Origin of the sequence: Comamonas endophytica, assembly GCF_023634805.2 — a bacterium.
Lineage (GTDB): Bacteria > Pseudomonadota > Gammaproteobacteria > Burkholderiales > Burkholderiaceae_C > Comamonas > Comamonas endophytica.
This window is the reverse complement of record NZ_CP106881.1, coordinates 210,824-231,588: the sequence shown is the minus strand read 5'-3', so window position 1 is coordinate 231,588 and position 20,765 is coordinate 210,824. Positions and strand designations below refer to the sequence as shown.

The window sequence follows — 20,765 nt, the reverse complement described above, 5'->3', positions numbered from 1 at the left end:
CGGATCAGGCACGCAGGCGCCCGGTGGACAAGGCCTGCGCAAGCCTGGCATCGAGCGGCAGCGGCTCGCCATGCAGGCGCGCCGCCAGCAGCTCGGCGCACAGCAGCGCCAGCGTGATGCCGCGCGCGCCCATCGCGGTGCAGGCCCAGAGCCCGGGCTGCTGCGCGGGATCGACCGGGCCGACCAGCGGCAGCCGGTCATGCGATGCCAGGCGCACGCCGGCCCAGAGCCGGGGCGTGGCGGCAAAGGCGGGCGCCAGCGCAGGGGCCTTGAGCGGAAGCAGGGTCCGCAGGCGTTCGGCGTTGGCTGCATGGGCCTGGGCCTGGTCGGCGGGCGAGGGCGGCAGTTGGTCCACATCGCGCTCGAAGCTCGAACCCATGAACCAGCCGGCTTCTCTGGTATCCAGAGGAATGTGCGGCACCAGGCTGCCCTTGCCATTGACGGGGAAGGGGGGCAGGGAGGCCAGGGCGCTTTCCTCGCCCCACGACACCTGCCCGCGCATGCGCTGCAGCGGCCAGTGGGCGGGCAGCAGCCGGTCGCTGCCATGGCCGCCGGCAATGACCACCAGCGCAGCCTCGGCCAGCGGCTGGCCCTGGGCATCGAGCAGTTGCCATCGGGTGTCGCTGGCATCACGCTGCAGGCGTGCCACTTCGCGCCCGCCGTGCCAGGCAATGCCGGGCCGGTTCAGCAGTGCGCGCACCAGCCGCGCCGGCCGTATCCAGCCGGCCTGGGCATGCCAGCAGGCCGCGGCCCCGTCATCGAGACCCGCAAGCGCACGCTGCGCGGCATCTGCCGGACGGCTCCAATCGCGGCCGGGGTGGCGGGAGTCGCCCATGGCGCCAGGGCCCTCGAGCTGCCATTCGCGTGGCAGGCCGATCAGCCCGTCGGTGCTTTCCACGCGGTGCTCGAGGACGCCGCAGTGCAGCCAGTCGCGGCCGGGCTCGAGCAGCGCCCGGGCCTGCTGCAGCGTGGCGCGCACGCCGCTGCGCGACAGGCGCGACAGCACGCTGTCGTCGGGCGAGACATGGGGCGCGAACAGGCCTGCAGGCAGGCCCGAGGCGCCGGCGGCGGGGGCTTCGGCCTGGTCCAGCACATCGACACGCCAGCCGCGCTGCGCCAGCTGGAATGCCACCGCCGCGCCCGCCAGGCCGCCGCCCAGCACGATGCAGTGGCGCGCATCGGGCATTGCAGGGGACTCGCTCCAGGGATCGGGCCGCCGGCGCGGTTCCCAGCGCGGGTCGAACAGCGCCTGCAGGTTGTCGCGCTTCGGGGGAACGCCGGGCATCTTCCTGACCTGGAAGCCGTTTTCCGCCAGTGCATCGCGCACCGCGCGCGCAATGGTCCAGGTGGCCAGGCGCGTGCCGCGGCGGCAGCAGCGCGCCACTGCCTTGAGCGTCCGCGGGTCCCAGATCTCCGGGTTGCGCGCGGGGCTGAAGCCATCGAGATAGATCGAATCGGCGGTCGGCATCTGCTGGCGCAGCTGGGTTTGGGCATCGCCCACATACAGCGTCAATTGCACCTGACCGCCCTCGAACGACAGCCGGTGCACACCAGGCAGCAGGCCCCAGAACTGCGCCGCGAGCTGCTCGGCCAGCGGGCGCAGCGCAGGATCCTGCGGCATTGCCCGGCGCATGTCTTCGGCAGCGACGGGAAAGGCCTCGGTGGAGACGAAATGCAGCAGCTGCGGGCGCTGGGGGGCGGCCTTCCACGCGGCCCAGGTGACAAGAAAGTTCAGGCCGAAGCCGAAGCCGGTCTCCAGGATGCGCCACATCGGCTGATCCGCCCAGGCCTCGGGCAGGCCGCAGCCGGCGAGAAACACCTGGCGCGCCTGATCCAGGCCGCCGTTCTCGCTGTGGTAGCGGTCGCCGAAGCGCGGGCTGTAGGGCGTGCCGTCGGGCAGCCAGTCAATGGGTTCGGGCATCGCGATTCATTCCCAGCGCTGCTGGTAGGAGAAGGTGGGCAGGCGCCATTTGAAGCGGATGGCCGAAAGCCGCAGCGCCAGCCCGCCGCCGAAGCACACGGCGGTGCTGACGCCGGTGGCCACCTCGAAATGCTGCAGCGCCAGGAACAGCACGCAGACGGCCAGCGACACGCTGGCATAGAGCTCGCGCCGGAACACGACCGGCACCTGGTTGCACAGCACGTCGCGCAGGATGCCGCCGCTGATGCCGGTCAGCATGCCGGAGATGATGACCACGACCAAGGGGTATTTCAGCTCGAGCGCCACGTTGCAGCCGATCAGCGAGAACGCAATCAGCCCCATGGCGTCGAGCAGCAGGAACAGTTGCTTCAGGCGCAGCAGGTGCCGCGCAACCAGGGTGGTGAGCAGGCCCGCGGAAATCACCAGATAGACGTATTCGGGATGCTGGGTCCAGCCGATGGGAAAGTGCCCGAGCACCATGTCGCGGATGGTGCCGCCGCCCAGCGCGGTGACGAAGGCAATGACCGCGACGCCGAAGATATCCATGTTGCGCCGCCCGGCCGCGAGCGCTCCGGACATGGCTTCGGCGGTGATCGCCACCAGGTAGATCACCAGCATGGTGTCGATGGGCGGCGCCAGCAGCGCCAGGATGTCGGAGATGTGGGAGGACACGCAAAAACTCTTGGTAGAAGCCAGCCCGCCCTTCGGCGTGCCGGCATGCCTCTCCCGCTGTCCTTTGTACCTGAGAGTTTGCGCGCCCGCGGGCGGGCTGCCTGCAGGCGCTTGCCCCTTCGGTGGGCCGGCAGCGCATGGACTGCGCCCGGCCGCTCTCCAGTTGGCGAACGATTCCTGCGGTTGGGGGGCCTGAGCGATTATGGGAGTTTGCGCCTTCGGCGAAGGTTAGAGCAGTTTCGTCCTGACCGCTGCGCCCTGAAACGCCCTTCGACAGGCTCAGGGCGAACGGCAGGGTATCCGTTCGTCCTGAGCTTGTCCAAGGATGACGGGCTTACTCAGCACAAAACCGCTCGAGGGACCTTGCTCTCCCGCAGAAGGATGGAATTATCCCGTGCAAGCGGGGGCACGGTCAATCCATCCCCGCCTGGTGCTGCCTCAGGCGTCGGTGGGGGGAACGTAGCCCGCAGCGGCATCGGCGCCGCCGCCGAAGAAATGGTTTTCCATCTGGCGCGCCAGGTACTGGCGTGCGCGCGCGTCGGCCAGGTTCAGGCGGTTTTCGTTGACCAGCATGGTCTGGTGCTTGAGCCAGCCGGCCCAGGCTTCCTTGCTGACGTTCTCCCAGATGCGCTTGCCCAGCTCGCCAGGGTAGGGAGGAAAGTCCAGCCCTTCGGCTTCCTTGCCGAGCTTGATGCAGTTGACGGTACGTGCCATGGGGAGATCCTTCAGATGACTTCAGATGTTTTAGGTATAACGAACTGAAATCTTATTGGTTTAAGTTTTGTTGGGTCGGTTTAAGAATGCGTGCATCGGCGTTGGAACGCCAATCGCAAACTTTTCGAGGCCCAAATGACAATTCGCCGCCACTTTATCAAGTTTCCAGCCCTGCTCGCGCTGACTTCCAGCCTTGCACTCACGGCGGGTCCGGCCATGGCCCAGTCCCTCACGCTGCTCAACGTGTCCTACGATCCGACCCGCGAGCTGTACGTGGAATACAACCAGGCCTTTGCCAAGCACTGGCAGGCCAAGACCGGGCAGACGGTGTCGGTCAAGCAGTCGCATGGCGGCTCGGGCAAGCAGGCGCGCTCGATCATCGACGGTATCGACGCCGACGTCGCGACGCTGGCGCTGGCCGGCGACATCGACGCCGTGGCGAAGAACGGCGGCCAGGTCAATGCCGACTGGCAAAAGCGCCTGCCGCACAACTCCGCACCCTATAGCTCGACCATCGTGTTCCTGGTCAAGAAGGGCAACCCCAAGGGCATCAAGGACTGGGACGACCTGGTCAAGCCCGGCGTGCAGGTGATCACGCCCAACCCCAAGACCTCGGGCGGCGCGCGCTGGAACTACCTCGCGGCCTGGGAGTTCGCCAAGCGCAAGTACGGCGGCGACGCGCAGGCCAAGGAATTCGTCGGCAAGCTGTTCCAGAACGTTCCGGTGCTCGATACCGGCGCACGCGGCTCGACCATGACCTTCGTGCAGCGCGGCGTGGGCGATGTGCTGCTGGCGTGGGAAAACGAAGCCTTCCTGGCGCTCAAGGAATTCGGCCGCGACAAGTTCGACATCGTCGTGCCCTCGATCTCCATCCTGGCCGAGCCTTCGGTGGCGGTGGTCGACAAGGTGGTGGACAAGCGCGGCACGCGCGCCGCGGCCGAGGAATACCTGAAATTCCTGTATTCCGAGGAGGCGCAGCAGATCGCCGGGCGCAATTTCTATCGCCCGACCTCCGAGAAGGCCAAGGCGCAGTTCGCCAATACCTTCCCCAAGCTGACGCTGGTGACCATCGACCAGGCTTTCGGCGGCTGGGCCAAGGCCGACAAGGCGCATTTTGCCGACGGCGGCAGCTTCGACCAGATCTATACCCGTAAGTAAGCGCCGCTGGCGCCACGATGCCTCGAGGAGAGCCCCATGACCACCTGCCCGCAGTTCGTCGCCCGTGGCGCGGCGCCCCAGACGCCCGCCTTGCAGCTGATCGCCACCACGGCCGCCAGCTGGAATCTGATAGCGCCGGTGCGCACGCGCCGGCGGGCACGGCGCATTGCGCTGCGCGGCTTTACGCGGCCGGCAGCGGCGCGCACGAGCTGCGGCACCGCGGCGGGGGCGACATGAGCATTCGCGGCGTGCACCATCTGCAGCTGGCTTTCCGCGCCGGGTGCGAGCAGGCGATGCGGCATTTCTACCGTGACCTGCTGGGGCTGAGCGAGCTGCCGGGACCGGCGCCGCGGGCAGCGACGCTGCGCTTCGCCGCCGGGGAGCAGCGCATCGATCTGGTCGGTGTGGCGCAGTGGCAGCCGCTGCCGGCGGTCTCGCACCTGGCCTTCGCGGTGCAGGACGTGCAGGCGCTGCGCGAGCGGCTGCTGGCCGCGCAGCTGCCGCTGGTGGAAAACCGGTGTCTCGCGGGCTTCAAGCGTTTCTATCTCAAGGACCCGGCGGGCAACCAGCTTGAATTCCTGGAGACCGGGGCTGCGGCATGAACTTTCAGCAATTGCGCTCGGTGCGCGAAACCGTGCGCCGGGGCTTCAACCTCACCGAGGTGGCGCAGGTGCTCTACACCTCGCAGCCGGGCGTGAGCCGGCAGATCCGTGAGCTCGAGGAAGAGTTGGGCGTGCAGATCTTCGTGCGCGCCGGCAAGCGCCTCACGGGCCTGACGCCGCCGGGCGAGAGCCTGATGCCGACGGTGGAAAAGCTGCTGTTCGAGGCCGACAACCTGCGCCGCGCGGGGCTGGACTTCAGCGCCAGCGAGCAGGGGCGGCTGTCGATCGCGGCCACGCATTCGCAGGCGCGCTACGCGCTGCCGCAGGTGGTGCGCGACTTCCGCAGCCGTTTCCCGCAGGTCGTGCTGCACCTGCACCAGGGCTCGCCGCAGCAGGTGGCGCAGATGCTGCTCAGCGGCGAGGCCGACATCGGCGTGGCCACCGAGGCGTTGAGCAGCCATGCGGAGCTGGTCACGCTGCCTTGCTACCGCTGGACGCACAGCGTGGTGGTGCCGCCAGGCCATGCGCTGCTGGATGCGCCCGGGCCGCTGACGCTGGACCAGCTGGTGCAGCACCCGATCATCACCTACGAGCAAGGGTTCACCGGGCGCGCGCATATCGACGAGGCCTTTGCGCGCGAGGGGCTGACGCCGGACGTGGTGCTGTCGGCCATGGATGCCGACGTGATCAAGACCTATGTGGAACTGGGCATGGGCGTGGGCATCGTGGCCTCGATCGCGGTCGATGCCGAGCGCGACCGCCATCTGCGCCTGCTCGACGCGGGCCATCTGTTCGAGGTCAATCTCACGCGCCTGGGCCTGCGCCGCGGCGCCTGGCTGCGCGGCTATGCATTCCACTTCATCGAAAGCTTCGTGCCGACGCTCACGCGCGAGGTGGTGGCGCGGGCGCTGGAAGAGACGCACGCGAGCGGCTGAGCGGCCTGGCATCGGGGACAATCGCAGTCTGTTTTTGTCCGCTGGCGCCGCCTGGCGCCACGCTCTTGCCATGCCCCGCTATTTTCTACTGCACAAGCCCTATGGCGTGCTGTCCCAGTTCACCCCCGAGGATGGCGCGCGCTCGCTGGCGGAGTTCGGCCTGCCCAAGGGCGTATACCCGGCCGGCCGGCTGGACAAGGATTCCGAGGGCCTGCTGCTGCTGACGGATGATGGCCCGCTGATCGAGCGGCTGCTCAATCCACGCAATGAAAAACCCAAGACTTATTGGGTGCTGGTCGAACGCGTGCCCACCGAAGAGGCATTGCAGCGGATGCGCAGCGGGCTGCGCATCGAGGACTATCAGACCAAGCCCTGCACCGCGCGGCTGCTCGACCCGCAGCCCGAGGTGCCGCCGCGCGATCCGCCCGTGCGGCTGCGCAAGTCGGTGCAGGACGTGTGGCTCGAGGTCTGCCTGATCGAGGGCAGGAACCGCCAATTGCGCAAGATGACGGCGGCCATCGGGCATCCGACGCTGCGGCTGGTGCGCCAGGGCATGGCCAATCTGCGCCTGGACGGGCTGGCGCCGGGGCAGTGGCGGGAAATCGGCCGCGCCGATATCCGGTTCTGAACCTACTGCGCGCCCGACACCTGGGCCATGAAGGTCGGCCCGGTCTCGCCCTCGCGCCAGCCGGGGTAGGTCTCCATCACCTCGGCAAACAGCGCCGAATCGATCCAGCGCTGCAGCCAGGCCTGCAGTGCCGGCCAGGGCTGCTCGGCCCACTGGGCCTCGTCGATGCGCGCGAACTGGCGCACGAAGGGGCGCAGTGCCATGTCCGCCAGGCTGGGGTGCAGGCCGAACAGATAGCCGGTCTCGGCGAGCTGCTGGTCCAGCGCCGCCAGCCAGGTCAGCGCCTCGGTCTGGGCCTCGTTGACTTCGGCAGCAGCGTAGCGCTCGGGGTATTTGCAGCGGTCGAGCGCGGGCTTGAAGCGCGTATCGAGATCGTGGATCAAGGCCAGCATCTCGGCTTCGCTGCCCGCCGTGGGGGCGAGCCAGCCATCGGGATCGTTCTGCCGCAGCGCCCAGAGCATGATGTCCAGGCTCTGCTCGAGCACCCCATCCGCGGTCACCAGCACCGGCACCGTTGCCTTGGGAGAGGCCTGCAGCAGCGCCTCGGGCTTGGCACGCAGATTGACCTCGCGCAGCTCGCAGGCAATGCCCGCATGCGCCAGCGCCAGGCGGGCGCGGATGGCATAGGGGCAGCGGCGGAAGGAATAGAGGATGGGCAGGGGCATGGAAGGCGGGAGAGGGGGAAAGGCTGTCGATGATAGCGGCGTTGGGCTGTCCTGGGAGGGCGCTTGGGCTTGGTGGTTTTGCTTCGGGCAGCTCCCCGATTTGTCGCGGGGCCGTCCACCCTTCGACGGGCTCAGGGCGAACGGTTTCTGCCGCTGACCCTTCGACGGGCCCAGGACGAACGGTTTCTGCGCTCACTCTTCGAGGGGCTCAGGGCGAACGGGTAGAACCGTTCGTGCTGAGCTTGTCGAAGCATGAACGGCCACCCCCGAAGACAAGCGCGCGACTGCTGGCAAGGTCTATGCCCCGGCCACAGACTCAGAGCTTCTTGACCAACACCTGGCTCTTTCGATCCCAGTTGTACTTCGCCTTGCGCGCCTCCGGCAGCCACGACGGGTCCACCGGCTGGAAGCCGCGCTTGATGAACCAGTGCATGGTCCGTGTGGTCAGCACGAACAGGCTCTCCAGCCCCTGGTTGCGCGCGCGCTGCTCGATGCGCTTGAGCAGCTTCTCGCCGTCGCCCGTGCCCTGGCTCTTGGGCGAGACCGTGACGGCGGCCATCTCGGCGGTCTTTTCCTTGGGATAGGGGTAGAGCGCAGCGCAGCCGAAGATGACGCCATCGTGCTCGATCAACGTGTAATTGGTGATATCGCGTTCGATCTCGGTGCGGCTGCGCTTGACCAGCGTGCCATCGTTCTCGAAGGGCTCGATCAGCTGGACGATGCCCGCCACGTCGTCGGGCGTGGCCTCGCGCAGTTCCTCGAGCTTCTCGTCGATGACCATCGTGCCGATGCCGTCGTGCACATAGATCTCCAGCAGCAGCGCGCCATCGACCGCAAAGGGCAGGATATGGCTGCGCTCGACGCCGTTCTTGCAGGCCTTGACGCAATGCTGCAGGTAGAACGCGGTGTCGGTGGGCTGCTGCGGCGCCGGCAGCTGGGCCAGCAGCGCCTGGGCGGTGGCCAGCGGCAGCTCGGTGTCGATGGGGTTGTCGTCGCCCGCGGGCTCGAGCGGGTTCTGGTACACGCCCGGCACCTCGGTCATGAAGATCAGCTTGTCGGCCTTGAGCTCGATGGCGACGCTGGTGGCGACCTCTTCCATGTTCAGGTTGAAGGCTTCGCCCGTGGGCGAGAAGCCAAAAGGCGAGAGCAGCACCATGGCATCCATGTCCAGCGTCTGGCGGATGGCATTGACATCGACCTTGCGCACCAGGCCCGAATGCTTGAAATCGACGCCGTCGACGATGCCCACCGGGCGCGCGGTGATGAAATTGCCCGAGAGCACGCGCACCGTCGCGCCGGCCATCGGCGTGTTGGGCAGGCCCTGGCTGAAGGCGGCCTCGATCTCGTAGCGCAGCTGGCCCGCCGCTTCCTGCGCGCAGTCCAGCGCGACGGAGTCGGTGATGCGGATGCCGTGCGAATACTGCGGCGCATGGCCCTTGGCCTGGAGCTGCTCGTTGACCTGGGGCCTGAAGCCGTGGACCAGCACGATGCGCACGCCCATCGCCTGGATCATGGCCAGGTCCTGCGCGATGCTGGTGAGTTTGCCCGCGGCAATGGCCTCGCCCGTGATGCCGACCACGAAGGTCTGGTTGCGGAACTTGTGGATGTACGGCGCAACCGAGCGAAACCAGGGAACGAAGGTGAAATTGAAGACGGTGGACATGGGGCAACGGGGCAAACGGTGAGAGCCGGCTGGTTGCAGCGGCGGATAGTCGCATCATAAGCACGCTGCGGGCATTTGCCGCTGTCGGGACAAAGAAGTTGCCGTGCCGCGGATGCAAAAAGAGCCCTGTGCCCATAACACAGAAATCGGTGGCGGTCAGCGCTGGAACCCCAGGCTGCGGATAATGGCGGGCTATGCCTTTGAATCCCGCGCCCTGCGCCCTGAAGATCGAATTTCCCCCTTCTTTGCCCGTGTCCGCGCGGCGCGAGGAGATCATGCGTGCCATGCAGCAGCACCAGGTGATCATCGTCTGCGGCGAGACCGGCTCGGGCAAGACCACGCAGCTGCCGAAGATCGCTCTGGCGCTCGGGCGCGGCAAGTGCAACGCGCCCGAAGGCACGCGCGGGCGGTTGATCGGCCATACCCAGCCGCGGCGCATTGCCGCCAGCTCGGTGGCCAAGCGCATTGCCGACGAGCTCCAGTCGCCGCTGGGCGAAGTCGTGGGCTACAAGGTGCGCTTCCAGGACCGCCTGTCCAGGGACGCCTCGGTCAAGCTGATGACGGACGGCATCCTGCTGGCCGAGACCCAGACCGACCCGCTGCTGCAGGCCTACGACACGCTGATCATCGACGAGGCACACGAGCGCAGCCTGAACATCGATTTCCTGCTGGGCTACCTGCGCCAGATCCTGCCGAAGCGCCCGGACCTGAAGGTGGTCGTGACCTCGGCGACCATCGATGCCGACCGCTTCGCGCAGCACTTCGCCTCGGCGGACGGCCCGGCGCCGGTGATCATGGTCTCGGGCCGCACCTTTCCCGTGGAGCAGCGCTACCGCCCCTTCGAGGAAAGCCGCGACTATGGGCTGAACGAGGCCATTGCCGATGGCGTGGACGAGCTCTGGGCCGGCGGGCGCGGCGGCGACATCCTGGTGTTCCTGCCCGGCGAGCGCGAGATCCGCGAGGCCGCCGACCACCTGCGCAAGCACCTGCAGCACCAGCCGGTGCTGCGCGGCGCGGAAGTGCTGCCACTGTTCTCGCGCCTGTCGCAGGCCGAGCAGGACCGCATCTTCGAGGGCCATACCGGCCGGCGCATCGTGCTGGCCACCAACGTGGCCGAAACCTCGCTCACGGTGCCGGGCATCCGCTATGTGATCGATGCCGGCACGGCGCGCGTCAAGCGCTACAGTTTCCGCAGCAAGGTCGAGCAGCTGCTGGTCGAGCCCATCAGCCAGGCCGCGGCCAATCAACGCGCGGGCCGCTGCGGGCGTGTGGCCGACGGCATCTGCCTGCGCCTGTATGACGAGGCCGATTTCGTCGCGCGTCCGCCATTCACCGACCCCGAGATCCTGCGCAGCTCGCTGGCCGGCGTGATCCTGCGCATGAAGTCGCTGGGGCTGGGCGACGTGGTGAACTTTCCCTTCCTGGAAGCACCCACGGGCCGTGCGATTGCCGACGGCTACCAGCTGCTGGCCGAGCTCGGCGCGGTCACCGACCATGGCGACATCACGCCCATGGGCCAGGAGCTGTCGCGCCTGCCGCTCGATCCGCGCGTGGGCCGCATGATCCTGGAAGCGCGCGCGCGCGGCGCCGTGGCCGAGGTGCTGGTGATCGCCTCGGCGCTGTCGGTGCAGGACGTGCGCGACCGCCCCATCGACGCGCAGCAGCAGGCGGACCAGCAGCATGCCAAGTTCGACGACGAGAAAAGCGAATTCAGCGGCTACCTGCGGCTGTGGAAGTGGCTGCAGGATGCGCGTGGCGGCAAGGTGGTGGCGCAGAGCCGGCGCGAGATGGCGGCGCAGAACGCGCCCGCGCCCCGCGTGTCGACGCGCAGCGCCGCCTTCCTGCCCGCGGCCCAGCGCAGCAGCGGCGCGCAGCCGCCCCAGGCCTTGGCACCGGCATGGACGCCGGCGCCTGGCGTCCCTCAGGCCGAAGATGACTCGACGCACAAGCTCAGCAACCGCCAGTGGGAGCAGCTGCTGCGCCAGAACTTCATCAATATCCGCCGCGTGCGCGAGTGGCGCGACATCCACTCGCAGCTGCTGACGGTGGTGAAGGAGCACCGCTGGCAGATCAACACCGAGCCCGCGGGCTACGAGGCGCTGCACCTGTCGATGCTCTCCGGCCTGCTGGGCAACATCGGCTACAAGGCCGACGAGAGCGACAGCTATCTGGGCGCGCGCGGCATCCGCTTCCACCCGCACCCGGGCGCGCATCTGTCGAAGAAGCCCGGCCGCTGGATCGTCGCGGCCGAGCTGGTCGAGACCTCGCGCCTCTACGGCCGCGGCATTGCCGCCATCGATCCCGCCTGGCTGGAGGAGGTGGGGGCGCATCTGCTCAAGAAGCAGCTACTTGACCCGCATTGGGAGAAGAAGGGCGCCGATGTGGTTGCGCTCGAGCGCGCCACGCTGTACGGCCTGGTGGTCTACAACGGCCGGCGCGTGAGCTTCGGCAAGGTCGATCCGCAGACCGCGCGCGAGCTGTTCATCCGCCAGGCACTGGTCGATGGCGGCTGGGACACACGCCTGCCTTTCCTGCAGGCCAACCGCAAGCTGGTCGCGAAGATCGAGGAGATGGAGCACAAGTCGCGGCGCCAGGACGTGCTGGTCGACGACGAGCTGATCTACGCCTTCTACGACCAACAGCTGCCGCAGGACGTGTTCAGCGGCGCGAGCTTCGAGCGCTGGTTCCAGACGGCCAGCCGCGAGAATGCCGACCTGCTGCGCCTCACGCGCGACGAGCTCATGCGCCACGAGGCCGCGGGCATCACCACGCAGGCCTTCCCGAAGGTGATCAAGCTCGGCGGCGTGGACTGCAGCGCCCAGTATCTGCATTCGCCTGGCGACGCGCGCGATGGCGTCACGGTGACGGTGCCGCTGTTCGTGCTCAACCAGGTCAGCGAGGAGCGCGCCGAATGGCTGGTGCCGGGCATGCTCAAGGACAAGATCCAGGCGCTGCTCAAGAGCCTGCCGCAGCGCCCGCGCAGTCGCTTCGTGCCGCTGCCCGAGAACGCCGCGCGGCTGGCCGAGCTGCTGTGCGCGCCCGAGCGCCATCTGCAGGGTGGGCTGATCGACGCGCTGCTCAAGCAGGTGCGCGACGAGACCTCGCTCGATGTCAAACGTGCCGACTTCAAGCTCGACATGCTGAGCCCGCACCTGTTCATGAATTTCCGCGTGACGGACGAGCATGGCCGCCAGCTGGGGCAAAGCCGCAACCTGGGCGCGCTCAAGGCGCAGCTCGGCGCCAAGGCGCGCGGTGCCTTCCAGGCGCTGGCGGGCATGAAGCTGGCCACGGTGCTGGACGAGAAGGCGCCGGCCGCGCCGGTGGCTGCGGCCAAGCCCGCGTCCCCTGCGGCAAAGGCCGCGCCCGCGCCCAAGCCGGCCAGCAATGCGCCCTCGGCCAGCCAGCGCTATACGCAGTGGAGCTTCGGCACGCTGCCCGAGCTGATGGAAATCCGCCAGGGGCAGCAGACGCTGGTCGGTTTTCCGGCATTGATCGACCACGGCGACAGCGTAGGCATCGAGGTCTTCGACGAGCCCGAGGCGGCGGCCGCGCGCCACCGCGCGGGCCTGCGCCGGCTGTTCGCGCTGCAGATCCGCGACGCGCTCAAGTACCTCGAGAAGAACATTCCGGACCTGCAGAAGATGGCCGTGGCCTTCATGCCGCTGGGCACGCAGGAGGAGCTGCGCCAGCAGATCATCGACACGGCCATCGACCGCGCCTTCCTGCTCGATCCGCTGCCGACGAACGAGGCGGAGTTCAAGCAGCGCATCCAGGACGGGCGCGGGCGGTTGACGCTGATCGCCAATGAGGTCGCGCGCCTGGCTGGCTCCATCCTGACCGAGTATTCGGCCGCGGCGCGCAAGATCAAGGACACGAAGAACGCGCCCGAGGCCACGGCCGATGCCCAGCAGCAGTTGCAGCGGCTCATGCCCAAGCAGTTCATCGCCGCCGCGCCCTGGGCGCAGCTGGCGCACTTCCCGCGCTATCTCAAGGCCATCACGCTGCGCCTGGACAAGTACCGCGCCGACATGGCGCGCGACGCGGCCAGGCTGGCCGAGCTGCGTCCGCACGAGCAGCGCTACTGGCGCCTGGTGGCCGACCGCAAGGGCCAGGTCGACGCGCGCATGCAGGAATACCGCTGGATGCTCGAGGAACTGCGCGTGGGCTTCTTTGCCCAAGAACTGCGCACGCCCTATCCGGTCAGTATCAAGCGCCTGGACAAGGTCTGGGCGCAGATGCAGCGCTGATGCTGCGCTGGTTCTGGCGCCGTCCGCTGCTGCCGTCCGAGCGCGATTTCGTGCGGCAGTACTTCGGCGCGGCGCTGGACGCTCGATTGCCATCGCTGCGCCTGTATCTGCGCCGCGTGGGCGATACCGGGCGCGCGCTGTCGTTCAATGGCGGCCGCATCTCCCTGCCGCGTGCCTGCTTTGCCGCAAACGACCCGCGCCAGCCATTGCGCCTGGATCATCCGCGGATCGCCGGGCTGTTTGCGCACGAGCTGCTGCACCAGTGGCAGCGCGCGCAGGGCCTGCCGGTGACGCGCCAGGCGCTTTGGCTGCAGCTGCGCATGCTGCTTGGCGGACATGATCCCTATGCGTATGAGCGCTGCAGCGACCCGGTGGCGATGCAGGCCTGCTTTGCGTCAGCCCAGGTGGAGCAGCAGGGCCAGATCTGGGAAGACCATGTGCGCGCCTGCGTGGCGGGCCAGCCCGCGGCCGAGTTCGCGCTGATTGCAGCCGAGGTGCGCGCGTCGCCCAGGTGACCGGGCCCTGGGTGTGTCCCCAATGGCAGGGCAGGCAGACTGGCCTAGTCTGGGCGTTGCCCCGCAACTGAACCCTGCACACCCATGCGCCCACACCATGCCTTCTGGCCCCGGCGGCTGCCGCATTCCATCACCGTACCCGCCACCTCGGTCTGGGACAACCTCGCGGTCAGCGCGCGGCGCTATCCGGACAAGACGGCGCTGGTGTTCTTCGGCAGGCATGTGAGCTATCGCCAACTTGCCGAGGGCGTCGAGCGCATGGCGGCCTGTCTGCATGGCCTGGGCGTGCGCACCGGCGACCGGGTGATCGTGCTGATGCAGAATTCGCCGCAGCTGGTGCTGGCGCATTACGCCATCATGCGTGCCAACGCGGTGGTGGTGCCGGTGAACCCGATGAACCGTGCCGATGAACTGCAGCACTACATCACCGATCCCGAAGCCCGCGTGGCATTGACCACCGGGGATCTGGCGGGGGAACTGGCACAGGCAAGCAATGCCTTGCCGGCAGGCTACGGCCTGCAGCATCTGGTGGTCACGCAATTCAGCGACGCCTTCGACCCCGCAGCGCAAGGAGCCGATGCGCCGCCCGAGCAATGGCGCGACTGGCTGGGCACGCGCCACCCCTTGCCGGCGCTGGCGCACGGCGAGGTCCATGCATGGGAGGAGGCGCTGGCTTGCACCGACATCCCGCCCCCGCATGCCGTGGGCAGCGACGACCTCTGCGTGCTCCCCTACACCAGCGGCACCACCGGGCTGCCCAAGGGCTGCATGCATACCCACCGCAGCATCATGCACAACGCGGTGGCCTCGGGCCTGTGGAACAACTCCACCAGCGAGCAGGTCCTGCTGGGCGTGGTGCCGATGTTCCATATCACCGGCCTGGTCTCGATGCTGCATGCCTGCATCCACCTGGGCGCGACGCTGGTGATCATGCCGCGCTGGGAGCGTGAGCTGGCGGGACGGCTGATCTCGCGCTACCAGGTGACGAGCTGGACCAATATCCCGACGATGGTCATCGACCTCATGGGCAGCCCCAACTTCGACCAGTACGACCTGCGCAGCCTGCGCCATATCGGCGGCGGCGGCGCGGCCATGCCCCAGGCGGTGGCGCAGCGGCTGCTCGACCAGTTCGGCCTGCGCTATATCGAAGGCTACGGCCTGACCGAAACCGCCGCGCCCTCGCATTCCAATCCACCGGACCGGCCCAAGCAGCAGTGCCTGGGCATTCCCTTCATCGGCACCGACGCGCGCGTGATCGATCCCGATACGCTGCGGGAAGTGGCGCAGGGCGAGCAGGGCGAGATCGTGATCCACGGCCCCGAGGTCTTTGCCGGCTACTGGAAATGTCCAGAGGCCACGGCCGCGGCGTTCATCGAGATCGATGGCAAGCGCTTCTTCCGTTCGGGCGACCTGGGCCGGGTCGATGAAGAGGGCTACTTCTTCATCACCGACCGGCTCAAGCGCATGATCAACGCCAGCGGCTTCAAGGTCTGGCCCGCCGAGGTCGAGGCGCTGATGTTCAGGCACCCGGCCATCCAGGAAGCCTGCGTGATTGCCGCGCGCGACAGCTACCGCGGCGAGACCGTCAAGGCGGTGGTGGTGCTGCGCCCCTCGCATCGGGACCGGGTCGGCGCGCAGGACATCCTGGCTTGGTGCCGTGAACACATGGCGAACTACAAGGCGCCGCGCCAGGTGGTCTTCGCCGATGCGCTGCCCAAGAGCGGCAGCGGCAAGGTGATGTGGCGGGTGCTGCAGGAGCGCGAGGCGCAGGCTCTGAAAGAGTAGAGGCTATTGCTCGAATCCTTCGGGATGGTCGGCGGCCGCAATATCCGGCCGGAATTCCGCCAGCACCTCGGCATCGACCGCGCCCTGCAGCGAGCAGGTCACGCGCGTCCTCTTGCCCTGGCTGCCCTCGTCGGGCTCCAGGATGAAGATGCGCTCCAGGCGCGTCCTGCCCGGGGCGTCGCCCGGCGGAGCGGCGACCACTTCCCACTGGGCGCCTTTGCGCACCTCGCCGCGCGCATGCAGCCCGGACACCGGCAGCAGGTGCTCGCTGCGGTGGATCAGCGGGCGCAGCTTCCCTGCCACCTCGTCCGGACTGCCCTCGACGACAAAGCCCCAGAACAGGTAGTTGCCGAGCACGTCCAGATCCACGCTCTTGTCGAAGTAGGCCAGCAGCTTCACGCCGGCCACCTGCGGCGTGTGGCGCAGGGGGACCGAGGCAGACTGGCCATAGGCGCGGTCCTGTACCGGAATCCAGCTTACATCTTTCAGGGAGTCAAGTGGTACATGCTTGCTCCAGGCGGCGGAATTCCGATGCAGGCTGAGGAAGAACCGTTCATCGCAGTGGCTGAAAGCCTTGAAGCTTTCTTCCAGTGCGACATTGCTGGCAAGGGCGATGGGTGCCAGCAGGCTGGAGGCGAGAAGTGCGGTACGGGTCAGCAGATTCATGGAAGCGGTTCAAGGACAGGAGAGGGCACATCCCGGGTCGGTCAACTGCCGATTCAAGCAGGCGGCGGCAAGCCCATTTGTCGGTCAAGCGCTTGTTTTCCGTCAATTCAGGCGTGGATGAAACAGATGCTGCGAAGATGTCCATGAAGTGCGATATGCCCGGCAGCTATATCTGCTAGGGCGCGATATGCCTAGTGCAGCCAGGCGCAATTGGTGAAAATCCGCACAAACACAGGAGAGACAACAGCAATGCAGACGGCCATTCCCTGCCTTTTGATGCGTGGCGGCACCTCGAAGGGCCCTTTCTTTCGCGCTGAAGACCTGCCCGGGGATCTGCCCACGCGCGACAAGGTGCTGCTGGCGGCGCTCGGCTCGCCCGACAAGCGCCAGATCGACGGCATCGGCGGCGCACATCCGCTGACCAGCAAGGTCGGCATCGTGTCTTTGAGCGAGCGTGAGGGCATCGACCTGGAGTTCCTGTTCGCCCAACTGCAGCCGGACAAGGACACGGTGGACACCACGCCCAACTGCGGCAACATGCTGGCAGCCGTGGTGCCCTTTGCGCTCGAGACCGGCATGGTTCAGGCGCGCGGCGAGACCAGCACCTTCCGCGTGCTCACGCTCAACACCGACATGGCGGCCGACATCACGGTGCATACGCCGGGCGGCCAGGTCTCGTACGAAGGCAATGCGCGCATCGACGGCGCGCCGGGCCAGTCGGCGCCGGTGGACATCGGCTTTCTCGATACCGCGGGCTCGGTCTGCTCGAGCCTGCTGCCAACGGGCAACCCGAAGGACCGCATCACTGTCACGGGCGAGGGCTTCGAGGATTTCACGCTGGACGTGACCTGCATCGACAACGGCATGCCGCTGGTGATCCTGCGCGCGCAGGACCTGGGCTGCACCGGCCAGGAAAGCGTGGCCGAGCTCAACGGCAACGACGATCTCAAGCGCCGCATCGAGGCGCTGCGCCTGCAGATCTCGCGGAAGATGGGCCTGGGCGACGTCACGCACAAGAACTATCCCAAGATGACGCTGATCGCGCCGCCCGCGCAGGGCGGGGCGCTCACCACGCGCAGCTTCATTCCCCATGTCTGCCACGAAGCGATCGGCGTGCTGGCTGCCGTGACGGTGGGCACGGCGGTCAAGCTGCCGGGCACGGTCTGCGAGGGCGTGGCCGAGGTACCGGCAGGCGATGGGAGCATCACCGTGTCGGTCGAGCATCCGACAGGCGAATTCAGCGTCACGCTCGACAGCGATCCAGCGCGGCCCGAGGTCGTCACCAAGGCGGCGCTGCTGCGCACCGCGCGGCTGCTGATGCGCGGCGAGGTCATGGTGCCGCGCGCGGTCTGGGACGGCGCTCGGTAATTCCGGCCCGGTCGATGGTTGCAATGGCGGCCGCGGCAAGCGCGGCCGCGACGAGATTGAAGTGAAGCGTTATGTCCTCCAAGTCCCTGCGTGAGCCCGGTGCTGCAGTCAATGTGCAGACCCTGCTCGACGAGCATGCCTTTTCCGGTTTCCAGTGGCGCATCTTCGCGCTGTGTTTCTTCATTGTCTTGCTCGATGGCTTCGATACCTCGGCCATCGGCTATATCGCTCCCATGCTGATGAGCGAGTGGGGCGTGAGCAAGCCCGATCTCGCGCCGGTGCTCAGCGCCGCGCTGTTCGGCCTGGCCGCGGGCGCGCTCAGCGCCGGGCCGCTGGCCGACCGCCTGGGCCGCAAGGTGGTGCTGGTGGGTTCGGTGGCGCTGTTTGCCTCGGCCTGCCTGGCCTCGGCCTTCTCGCCCGATCTCTGGACCCTGACGGCATTGCGCTTCGTCACCGGCGTTGGCCTGGGCGCGGCCATGCCCAATGCCGTGACGCTGATGAGCGAGTACTGCCCGGCGAGCCGGCGCGCGACGCTGACCAACGCGATGTTCTGCGGCTTCCCGCTGGGCGCGGCCGCAGGCGGCTTTCTTGCCGCCTGGATGATTCCGCTGCTGGGCTGGCGCAGCGTGCTGGTGCTCGGCGGCGTGCTGCCGCTGATCCTGGTATTGCTGCTGCTGTGGCAATTGCCCGAGTCGGTGCGCTACATGGTGGCCAGGGGCTACCCGATCGAGCGCGTGCGCCGCGTGCTGGTGCGCATTGCGGGCGAGAGCGTGAAGAACGTGCAGCGCTTCGTGCTGACCGAAACGGCTCCCGCGTCGGATGCCAAGAGCGGCATCGGCGTGGTGCTGTCCGCGCCCTACCGCGTGGGCTCGGTGATGATGTGGCTGGCCTATTTCATGGGGCTGGTGATCTTCTACGCGCTGATCAACTGGATGCCGATCCTGTTCCGCGACGCGGGCCTGGACCCCAAGACCGGCGCGCTGGTGGCGGCGCTGTTCCCGCTGGGCGGCGTCGGCGCGGTGTTCTTCGGCTGGCTCATGGACCGCTTCAACGCCACGCGCATCATTGCCGTGGGCTATGCGCTCACGGCGGTGTCGATCTGGTGGATCGGCCAGACCGCGGGCAACCTCGGGTGGCTGGTGGTGTCGGTGTTCCTTGCCGGCACCATCATGAACACCGCGCAGTCCTCGATGCCGGCATTGGCCGCCGCCTACTATCCGACGCGCGGCCGCGCCACCGGCGTGGCCTGGATGCTGGGCGTCGGCCGCTTTGGCGGCATCGCAGGATCGTTTCTCGTCGCCCAGCTTTCCGCGCAGCACCTGGGCTTCAGCGAGATCTTCAGCGTGGTCGCCGTGGCGGGCTTGATCGCCACGGGCGCGCTGATCGTCAAGGAAATCTTCAGCCCCAGGCCCCATGGCGAAGCCGTGGGCCGCAGCGCCGCGCACTGAGCCGGCACCTTTCAGGAATCACAGGAGTAAACAGCCATGATCATTGACGTACACGGCCACTACACGACGGCTCCGGCCGCGCTCGGCGCCTGGCGCGACCTGCAGATCGCGGGCCTCAAGGACCCGAGCCAGGCCCCCTCGGCCAGCGCGCTGAAGATCAGCGACGACGAGATCCGCGAGACCATCGAGACCAACCAGCTCAAGCTGATGAAGCAGCGCGGCTCGGACCTCACCATCTTCAGCCCGCGCGCGAGCTTCATGGCGCACCATATCGGCGACTTCGAGACGTCTTCCACCTGGGCCGCGATCTGCAACGAGCTGTGCTATCGCGTGAGCCAGCTGTTTCCCGAGCATTTCATTCCCGCCGCGATGCTGCCGCAGTCGCCGGGTGTCGATCCCGCGACCTGCATTCCCGAGCTGGTCAAGTGCGTGGAGCAGTACGGCAACGTCGGCATCAACCTCAACCCCGATCCTTCGGGCGGCCACTGGACCTCGCCGCCGCTGTCCGACCGCAGCTGGTATCCGATCTACGAGAAGATGGTGGAGTACGACATTCCCGCCATGATCCATGTGAGCACCAGCTGCAACAGCTGCTTCCACACGACCGGCGCGCACTATCTGAACGCCGACACCACGGCCTTCATGCAGTGCCTGACCAGCGACCTGTTCAAGGACTTCCCCACGCTGAAGTTCCTGATCCCGCATGGCGGCGGCGCCGTGCCCTACCACTGGGGGCGCTTCCGCGGCTTGGCGCAGGAGCTGAAGAAGCCGCTTCTGGACGAGCACCTGCTCAACAACATCTTCTTCGACACCTGCGTGTATCACCAGCCGGGCATCGACCTGCTGACGAACGTGATCCCGGTCAAGAACATCCTGTTCGCCAGCGAGATGATCGGCGCGGTGCGCGGCATCGACCCGACCACGGGCCATTACTACGACGACACCAAGCGCTATATCGAAGCGACGCAGAACCTGAGCGAGGAGGAGCGCTACCAGGTCTACGAGGGCAATGCGCGCCGCGTCTTCACGCGCCTCGACACCGCGTTGAAGAACAAGGGCCTGTAAACGGCCGAGCCATCAGGAGATTCACATGTACGAACTGGGTGTGGTTTACCGCAATATCCAACGCGCCGACCGGGCCGCGGCCGACGGCCTCGCATCGCTGGGCTCGGCCACGGTGCACGAGGCCATGGGCCGCGTCGGGCTGCTCAAGCCCTATATGCGCCCGATCTATTCGGGCCAACAGGTCTCGGGCACGGCCGTCACCGTGCTGCTGCAGCCCGGCGACAACTGGATGATGCATGTCGTCGCCGAGCAGATCCAGCCCGGCGATATCGTGGTCGCGGCAGTGACCTCGGAATGCACCGATGGCTATTTTGGCGACCTGCTGGCGACCAGCTTCCAGGCACGCGGCGCGCGCGCCCTCATCATCGACGCCGGCGTGCGCGATGTGAGGACGCTGCAGGAGATGAACTTCCCGGTCTGGAGCCGTGCCATCTCTTCGCGCGGCACCATCAAGGCCACTCTGGGCTCGGTCAACATTCCCGTGGTCTGCGCCGGCATGTCGGTCAATCCCGGCGATGTGATCGTGGCCGACGACGACGGCGTGGTCTGCGTGCCTGCGGCCAAGGCGGCCGCCACCCTCGAAGCCGCGCAAAAGCGCGAGAGCTTCGAGGGCGAGAAGCGCGCCAAGCTGGCTTCGGGCGTGCTGGGGCTGGATATGTACAAGATGCGCGAGCCGTTGGAAAAAGCGGGCCTGCGCTACATCGACTGAAGGA

18 protein-coding genes and 1 riboswitch are annotated in these 20,765 nt (G+C 67.5%); of the genes, 12 read left to right on the top strand and 6 right to left on the bottom strand.

All coding sequences use genetic code 11. The features are described from left to right. Positions 1-4 precede the first annotated feature (4 nt). From mnmC to M9799_RS00940, 3 genes are all read right to left on the bottom strand, one after another. The gene (mnmC, locus tag M9799_RS00950) at positions 5-1,921 is read right to left on the bottom strand and encodes a bifunctional tRNA (5-methylaminomethyl-2-thiouridine)(34)-methyltransferase MnmC2/FAD-dependent 5-carboxymethylaminomethyl-2-thiouridine(34) oxidoreductase MnmC1 (RefSeq protein WP_231042558.1); all 1,917 of its coding nucleotides are present in this window, start codon (positions 1,919-1,921) and stop codon (positions 5-7) included. Positions 1,922-1,927: 6 nt separating this feature from the next. After that, positions 1,928-2,539 carry a trimeric intracellular cation channel family protein gene (locus M9799_RS00945; RefSeq protein WP_231042716.1) on the bottom strand — a complete coding sequence of 204 codons (612 nt, stop codon included), beginning with the start codon at positions 2,537-2,539 and terminating at the stop codon, positions 1,928-1,930. Between the two features lie 101 nt (positions 2,540-2,640). After that, positions 2,641-2,766: riboswitch (glycine riboswitch) on the bottom strand. A gap of 265 nt (positions 2,767-3,031) precedes the next feature. Then, on the bottom strand, positions 3,032-3,307 hold the full coding sequence (locus M9799_RS00940) for an oxidative damage protection protein (RefSeq protein ID WP_231042557.1): 276 nt from the start codon (positions 3,305-3,307) through the stop codon (positions 3,032-3,034). 135 nt (positions 3,308-3,442) lie between these two features. Between M9799_RS00940 and M9799_RS00935 the strand changes: the two genes are divergently transcribed. From M9799_RS00935 to M9799_RS00915, 5 genes are all read left to right on the top strand, one after another. Further along, a complete protein-coding gene (locus M9799_RS00935) occupies positions 3,443-4,465 on the top strand; it encodes a sulfate ABC transporter substrate-binding protein (RefSeq protein WP_255662463.1) in 1,023 nt (340 codons plus the stop codon). Between the two features lie 36 nt (positions 4,466-4,501). Beyond that, complete coding sequence (locus M9799_RS00930) at positions 4,502-4,702, top strand: hypothetical protein (RefSeq protein WP_231042555.1); 201 nt, start codon at positions 4,502-4,504, stop codon at positions 4,700-4,702. Next, on the top strand, positions 4,699-5,067 hold the full coding sequence (locus M9799_RS00925) for a VOC family protein (protein ID WP_231042554.1): 369 nt from the start codon (positions 4,699-4,701) through the stop codon (positions 5,065-5,067). Before M9799_RS00930 ends, M9799_RS00925 begins: the two co-directional genes overlap by 4 nt. Then, entirely contained in the window at positions 5,064-6,002 is a 939-nt protein-coding gene (locus M9799_RS00920) for a CysB family HTH-type transcriptional regulator (protein ID WP_231042553.1), read from the top strand. The genes M9799_RS00925 and M9799_RS00920 overlap by 4 nt, the downstream gene beginning before the upstream one ends. Positions 6,003-6,072: 70 nt before the next feature. Beyond that, positions 6,073-6,630, top strand: coding sequence for a pseudouridine synthase (locus M9799_RS00915; RefSeq protein ID WP_231042552.1), 558 nt, complete (start codon positions 6,073-6,075; stop codon positions 6,628-6,630). A gap of 2 nt (positions 6,631-6,632) precedes the next feature. Here the strand turns inward: M9799_RS00915 and M9799_RS00910 are convergent, their stop codons facing one another. Together M9799_RS00910 and argA are read right to left on the bottom strand one after the other, a co-directional pair. Further along, on the bottom strand, positions 6,633-7,295 hold the full coding sequence (locus M9799_RS00910) for a glutathione S-transferase (protein WP_231042551.1): 663 nt from the start codon (positions 7,293-7,295) through the stop codon (positions 6,633-6,635). 316 nt (positions 7,296-7,611) lie between these two features. After that, positions 7,612-8,958, bottom strand: a complete 1,347-nt coding sequence (gene argA / locus M9799_RS00905; protein WP_231042550.1) for an amino-acid N-acetyltransferase — start codon at positions 8,956-8,958, stop codon at positions 7,612-7,614. A gap of 275 nt (positions 8,959-9,233) precedes the next feature. On the opposite strand from argA, the gene hrpA reads away from it, so the two are divergent. The 3 genes from hrpA (at position 9,234) to M9799_RS00890 (ending at position 15,505) form a co-directional block, all read left to right on the top strand. Then, complete coding sequence (hrpA, locus tag M9799_RS00900) at positions 9,234-13,205, top strand: ATP-dependent RNA helicase HrpA (RefSeq protein ID WP_231042715.1); 3,972 nt, start codon at positions 9,234-9,236, stop codon at positions 13,203-13,205. Continuing rightward, positions 13,205-13,720 carry a hypothetical protein gene (locus tag M9799_RS00895; RefSeq protein ID WP_231042549.1) on the top strand — a complete coding sequence of 172 codons (516 nt, stop codon included), beginning with the start codon at positions 13,205-13,207 and terminating at the stop codon, positions 13,718-13,720. Before hrpA ends, M9799_RS00895 begins: the two co-directional genes overlap by 1 nt. An 84-nt stretch (positions 13,721-13,804) precedes the next feature. Then, on the top strand, positions 13,805-15,505 hold the full coding sequence (locus M9799_RS00890) for a long-chain fatty acid--CoA ligase (protein ID WP_231042548.1): 1,701 nt from the start codon (positions 13,805-13,807) through the stop codon (positions 15,503-15,505). Positions 15,506-15,508: 3 nt separating this feature from the next. On the opposite strand, the gene M9799_RS00885 is transcribed toward M9799_RS00890, so the two are convergent. Beyond that, a complete protein-coding gene (locus tag M9799_RS00885) occupies positions 15,509-16,171 on the bottom strand; it encodes a hypothetical protein (protein WP_231042547.1) in 663 nt (220 codons plus the stop codon). Between the two features lie 249 nt (positions 16,172-16,420). Between M9799_RS00885 and M9799_RS00880 the strand changes: the two genes are divergently transcribed. The 4 genes from M9799_RS00880 to ligK all read left to right on the top strand — a co-directional run bounded on the left by M9799_RS00880 (position 16,421) and on the right by ligK (position 20,761). Continuing rightward, complete coding sequence (locus tag M9799_RS00880; RefSeq protein ID WP_231042546.1) at positions 16,421-17,539, top strand: 4-oxalomesaconate tautomerase; 1,119 nt, start codon at positions 16,421-16,423, stop codon at positions 17,537-17,539. A 71-nt stretch (positions 17,540-17,610) separates the two neighbouring features. Continuing rightward, positions 17,611-18,987 carry an MFS transporter gene (locus M9799_RS00875; RefSeq protein ID WP_231042545.1) on the top strand — a complete coding sequence of 459 codons (1,377 nt, stop codon included), beginning with the start codon at positions 17,611-17,613 and terminating at the stop codon, positions 18,985-18,987. A 36-nt stretch (positions 18,988-19,023) separates the two neighbouring features. Further along, on the top strand, positions 19,024-20,052 hold the full coding sequence (locus M9799_RS00870) for an amidohydrolase family protein (protein WP_231042544.1): 1,029 nt from the start codon (positions 19,024-19,026) through the stop codon (positions 20,050-20,052). Positions 20,053-20,077: 25 nt separating this feature from the next. Then, positions 20,078-20,761, top strand: a complete 684-nt coding sequence (ligK, locus tag M9799_RS00865) for a 4-carboxy-4-hydroxy-2-oxoadipate aldolase/oxaloacetate decarboxylase (RefSeq protein ID WP_231042543.1) — start codon at positions 20,078-20,080, stop codon at positions 20,759-20,761. Positions 20,762-20,765: the final 4 nt, after the last annotated feature.

Excerpts from the sequence above, each read along its gene's own strand:
- ligK (WP_231042543.1), top strand. The coding sequence starts at position 20,078 with ATGTACGAACTGGGTGTGGTTTACCGCAATATCCAACGCGCCGACCGG.
- hrpA (WP_231042715.1), top strand. The coding sequence starts at position 9,234 with ATGCGTGCCATGCAGCAGCACCAGGTGATCATCGTCTGCGGCGAGACC.
- M9799_RS00930 (WP_231042555.1), top strand. The coding sequence starts at position 4,502 with ATGACCACCTGCCCGCAGTTCGTCGCCCGTGGCGCGGCGCCCCAGACG.
- M9799_RS00935 (WP_255662463.1), top strand. The coding sequence starts at position 3,443 with ATGACAATTCGCCGCCACTTTATCAAGTTTCCAGCCCTGCTCGCGCTG.
- M9799_RS00890 (WP_231042548.1), top strand. The coding sequence starts at position 13,805 with ATGCGCCCACACCATGCCTTCTGGCCCCGGCGGCTGCCGCATTCCATC.
- M9799_RS00920 (WP_231042553.1), top strand. The coding sequence starts at position 5,064 with ATGAACTTTCAGCAATTGCGCTCGGTGCGCGAAACCGTGCGCCGGGGC.
- M9799_RS00910 (WP_231042551.1), bottom strand. The coding sequence starts at position 7,295 with ATGCCCCTGCCCATCCTCTATTCCTTCCGCCGCTGCCCCTATGCCATC.
- M9799_RS00945 (WP_231042716.1), bottom strand. The coding sequence starts at position 2,539 with ATGCTGGTGATCTACCTGGTGGCGATCACCGCCGAAGCCATGTCCGGA.
- M9799_RS00940 (WP_231042557.1), bottom strand. The coding sequence starts at position 3,307 with ATGGCACGTACCGTCAACTGCATCAAGCTCGGCAAGGAAGCCGAAGGG.
- M9799_RS00925 (WP_231042554.1), top strand. The coding sequence starts at position 4,699 with ATGAGCATTCGCGGCGTGCACCATCTGCAGCTGGCTTTCCGCGCCGGG.
- M9799_RS00915 (WP_231042552.1), top strand. The coding sequence starts at position 6,073 with ATGCCCCGCTATTTTCTACTGCACAAGCCCTATGGCGTGCTGTCCCAG.
- M9799_RS00870 (WP_231042544.1), top strand. The coding sequence starts at position 19,024 with ATGATCATTGACGTACACGGCCACTACACGACGGCTCCGGCCGCGCTC.
- M9799_RS00895 (WP_231042549.1), top strand. The coding sequence starts at position 13,205 with ATGCTGCGCTGGTTCTGGCGCCGTCCGCTGCTGCCGTCCGAGCGCGAT.
- mnmC (WP_231042558.1), bottom strand. The coding sequence starts at position 1,921 with ATGCCCGAACCCATTGACTGGCTGCCCGACGGCACGCCCTACAGCCCG.
- argA (WP_231042550.1), bottom strand. The coding sequence starts at position 8,958 with ATGTCCACCGTCTTCAATTTCACCTTCGTTCCCTGGTTTCGCTCGGTT.
- M9799_RS00875 (WP_231042545.1), top strand. The coding sequence starts at position 17,611 with ATGTCCTCCAAGTCCCTGCGTGAGCCCGGTGCTGCAGTCAATGTGCAG.
- M9799_RS00885 (WP_231042547.1), bottom strand. The coding sequence starts at position 16,171 with ATGAATCTGCTGACCCGTACCGCACTTCTCGCCTCCAGCCTGCTGGCA.
- M9799_RS00880 (WP_231042546.1), top strand. The coding sequence starts at position 16,421 with ATGCAGACGGCCATTCCCTGCCTTTTGATGCGTGGCGGCACCTCGAAG.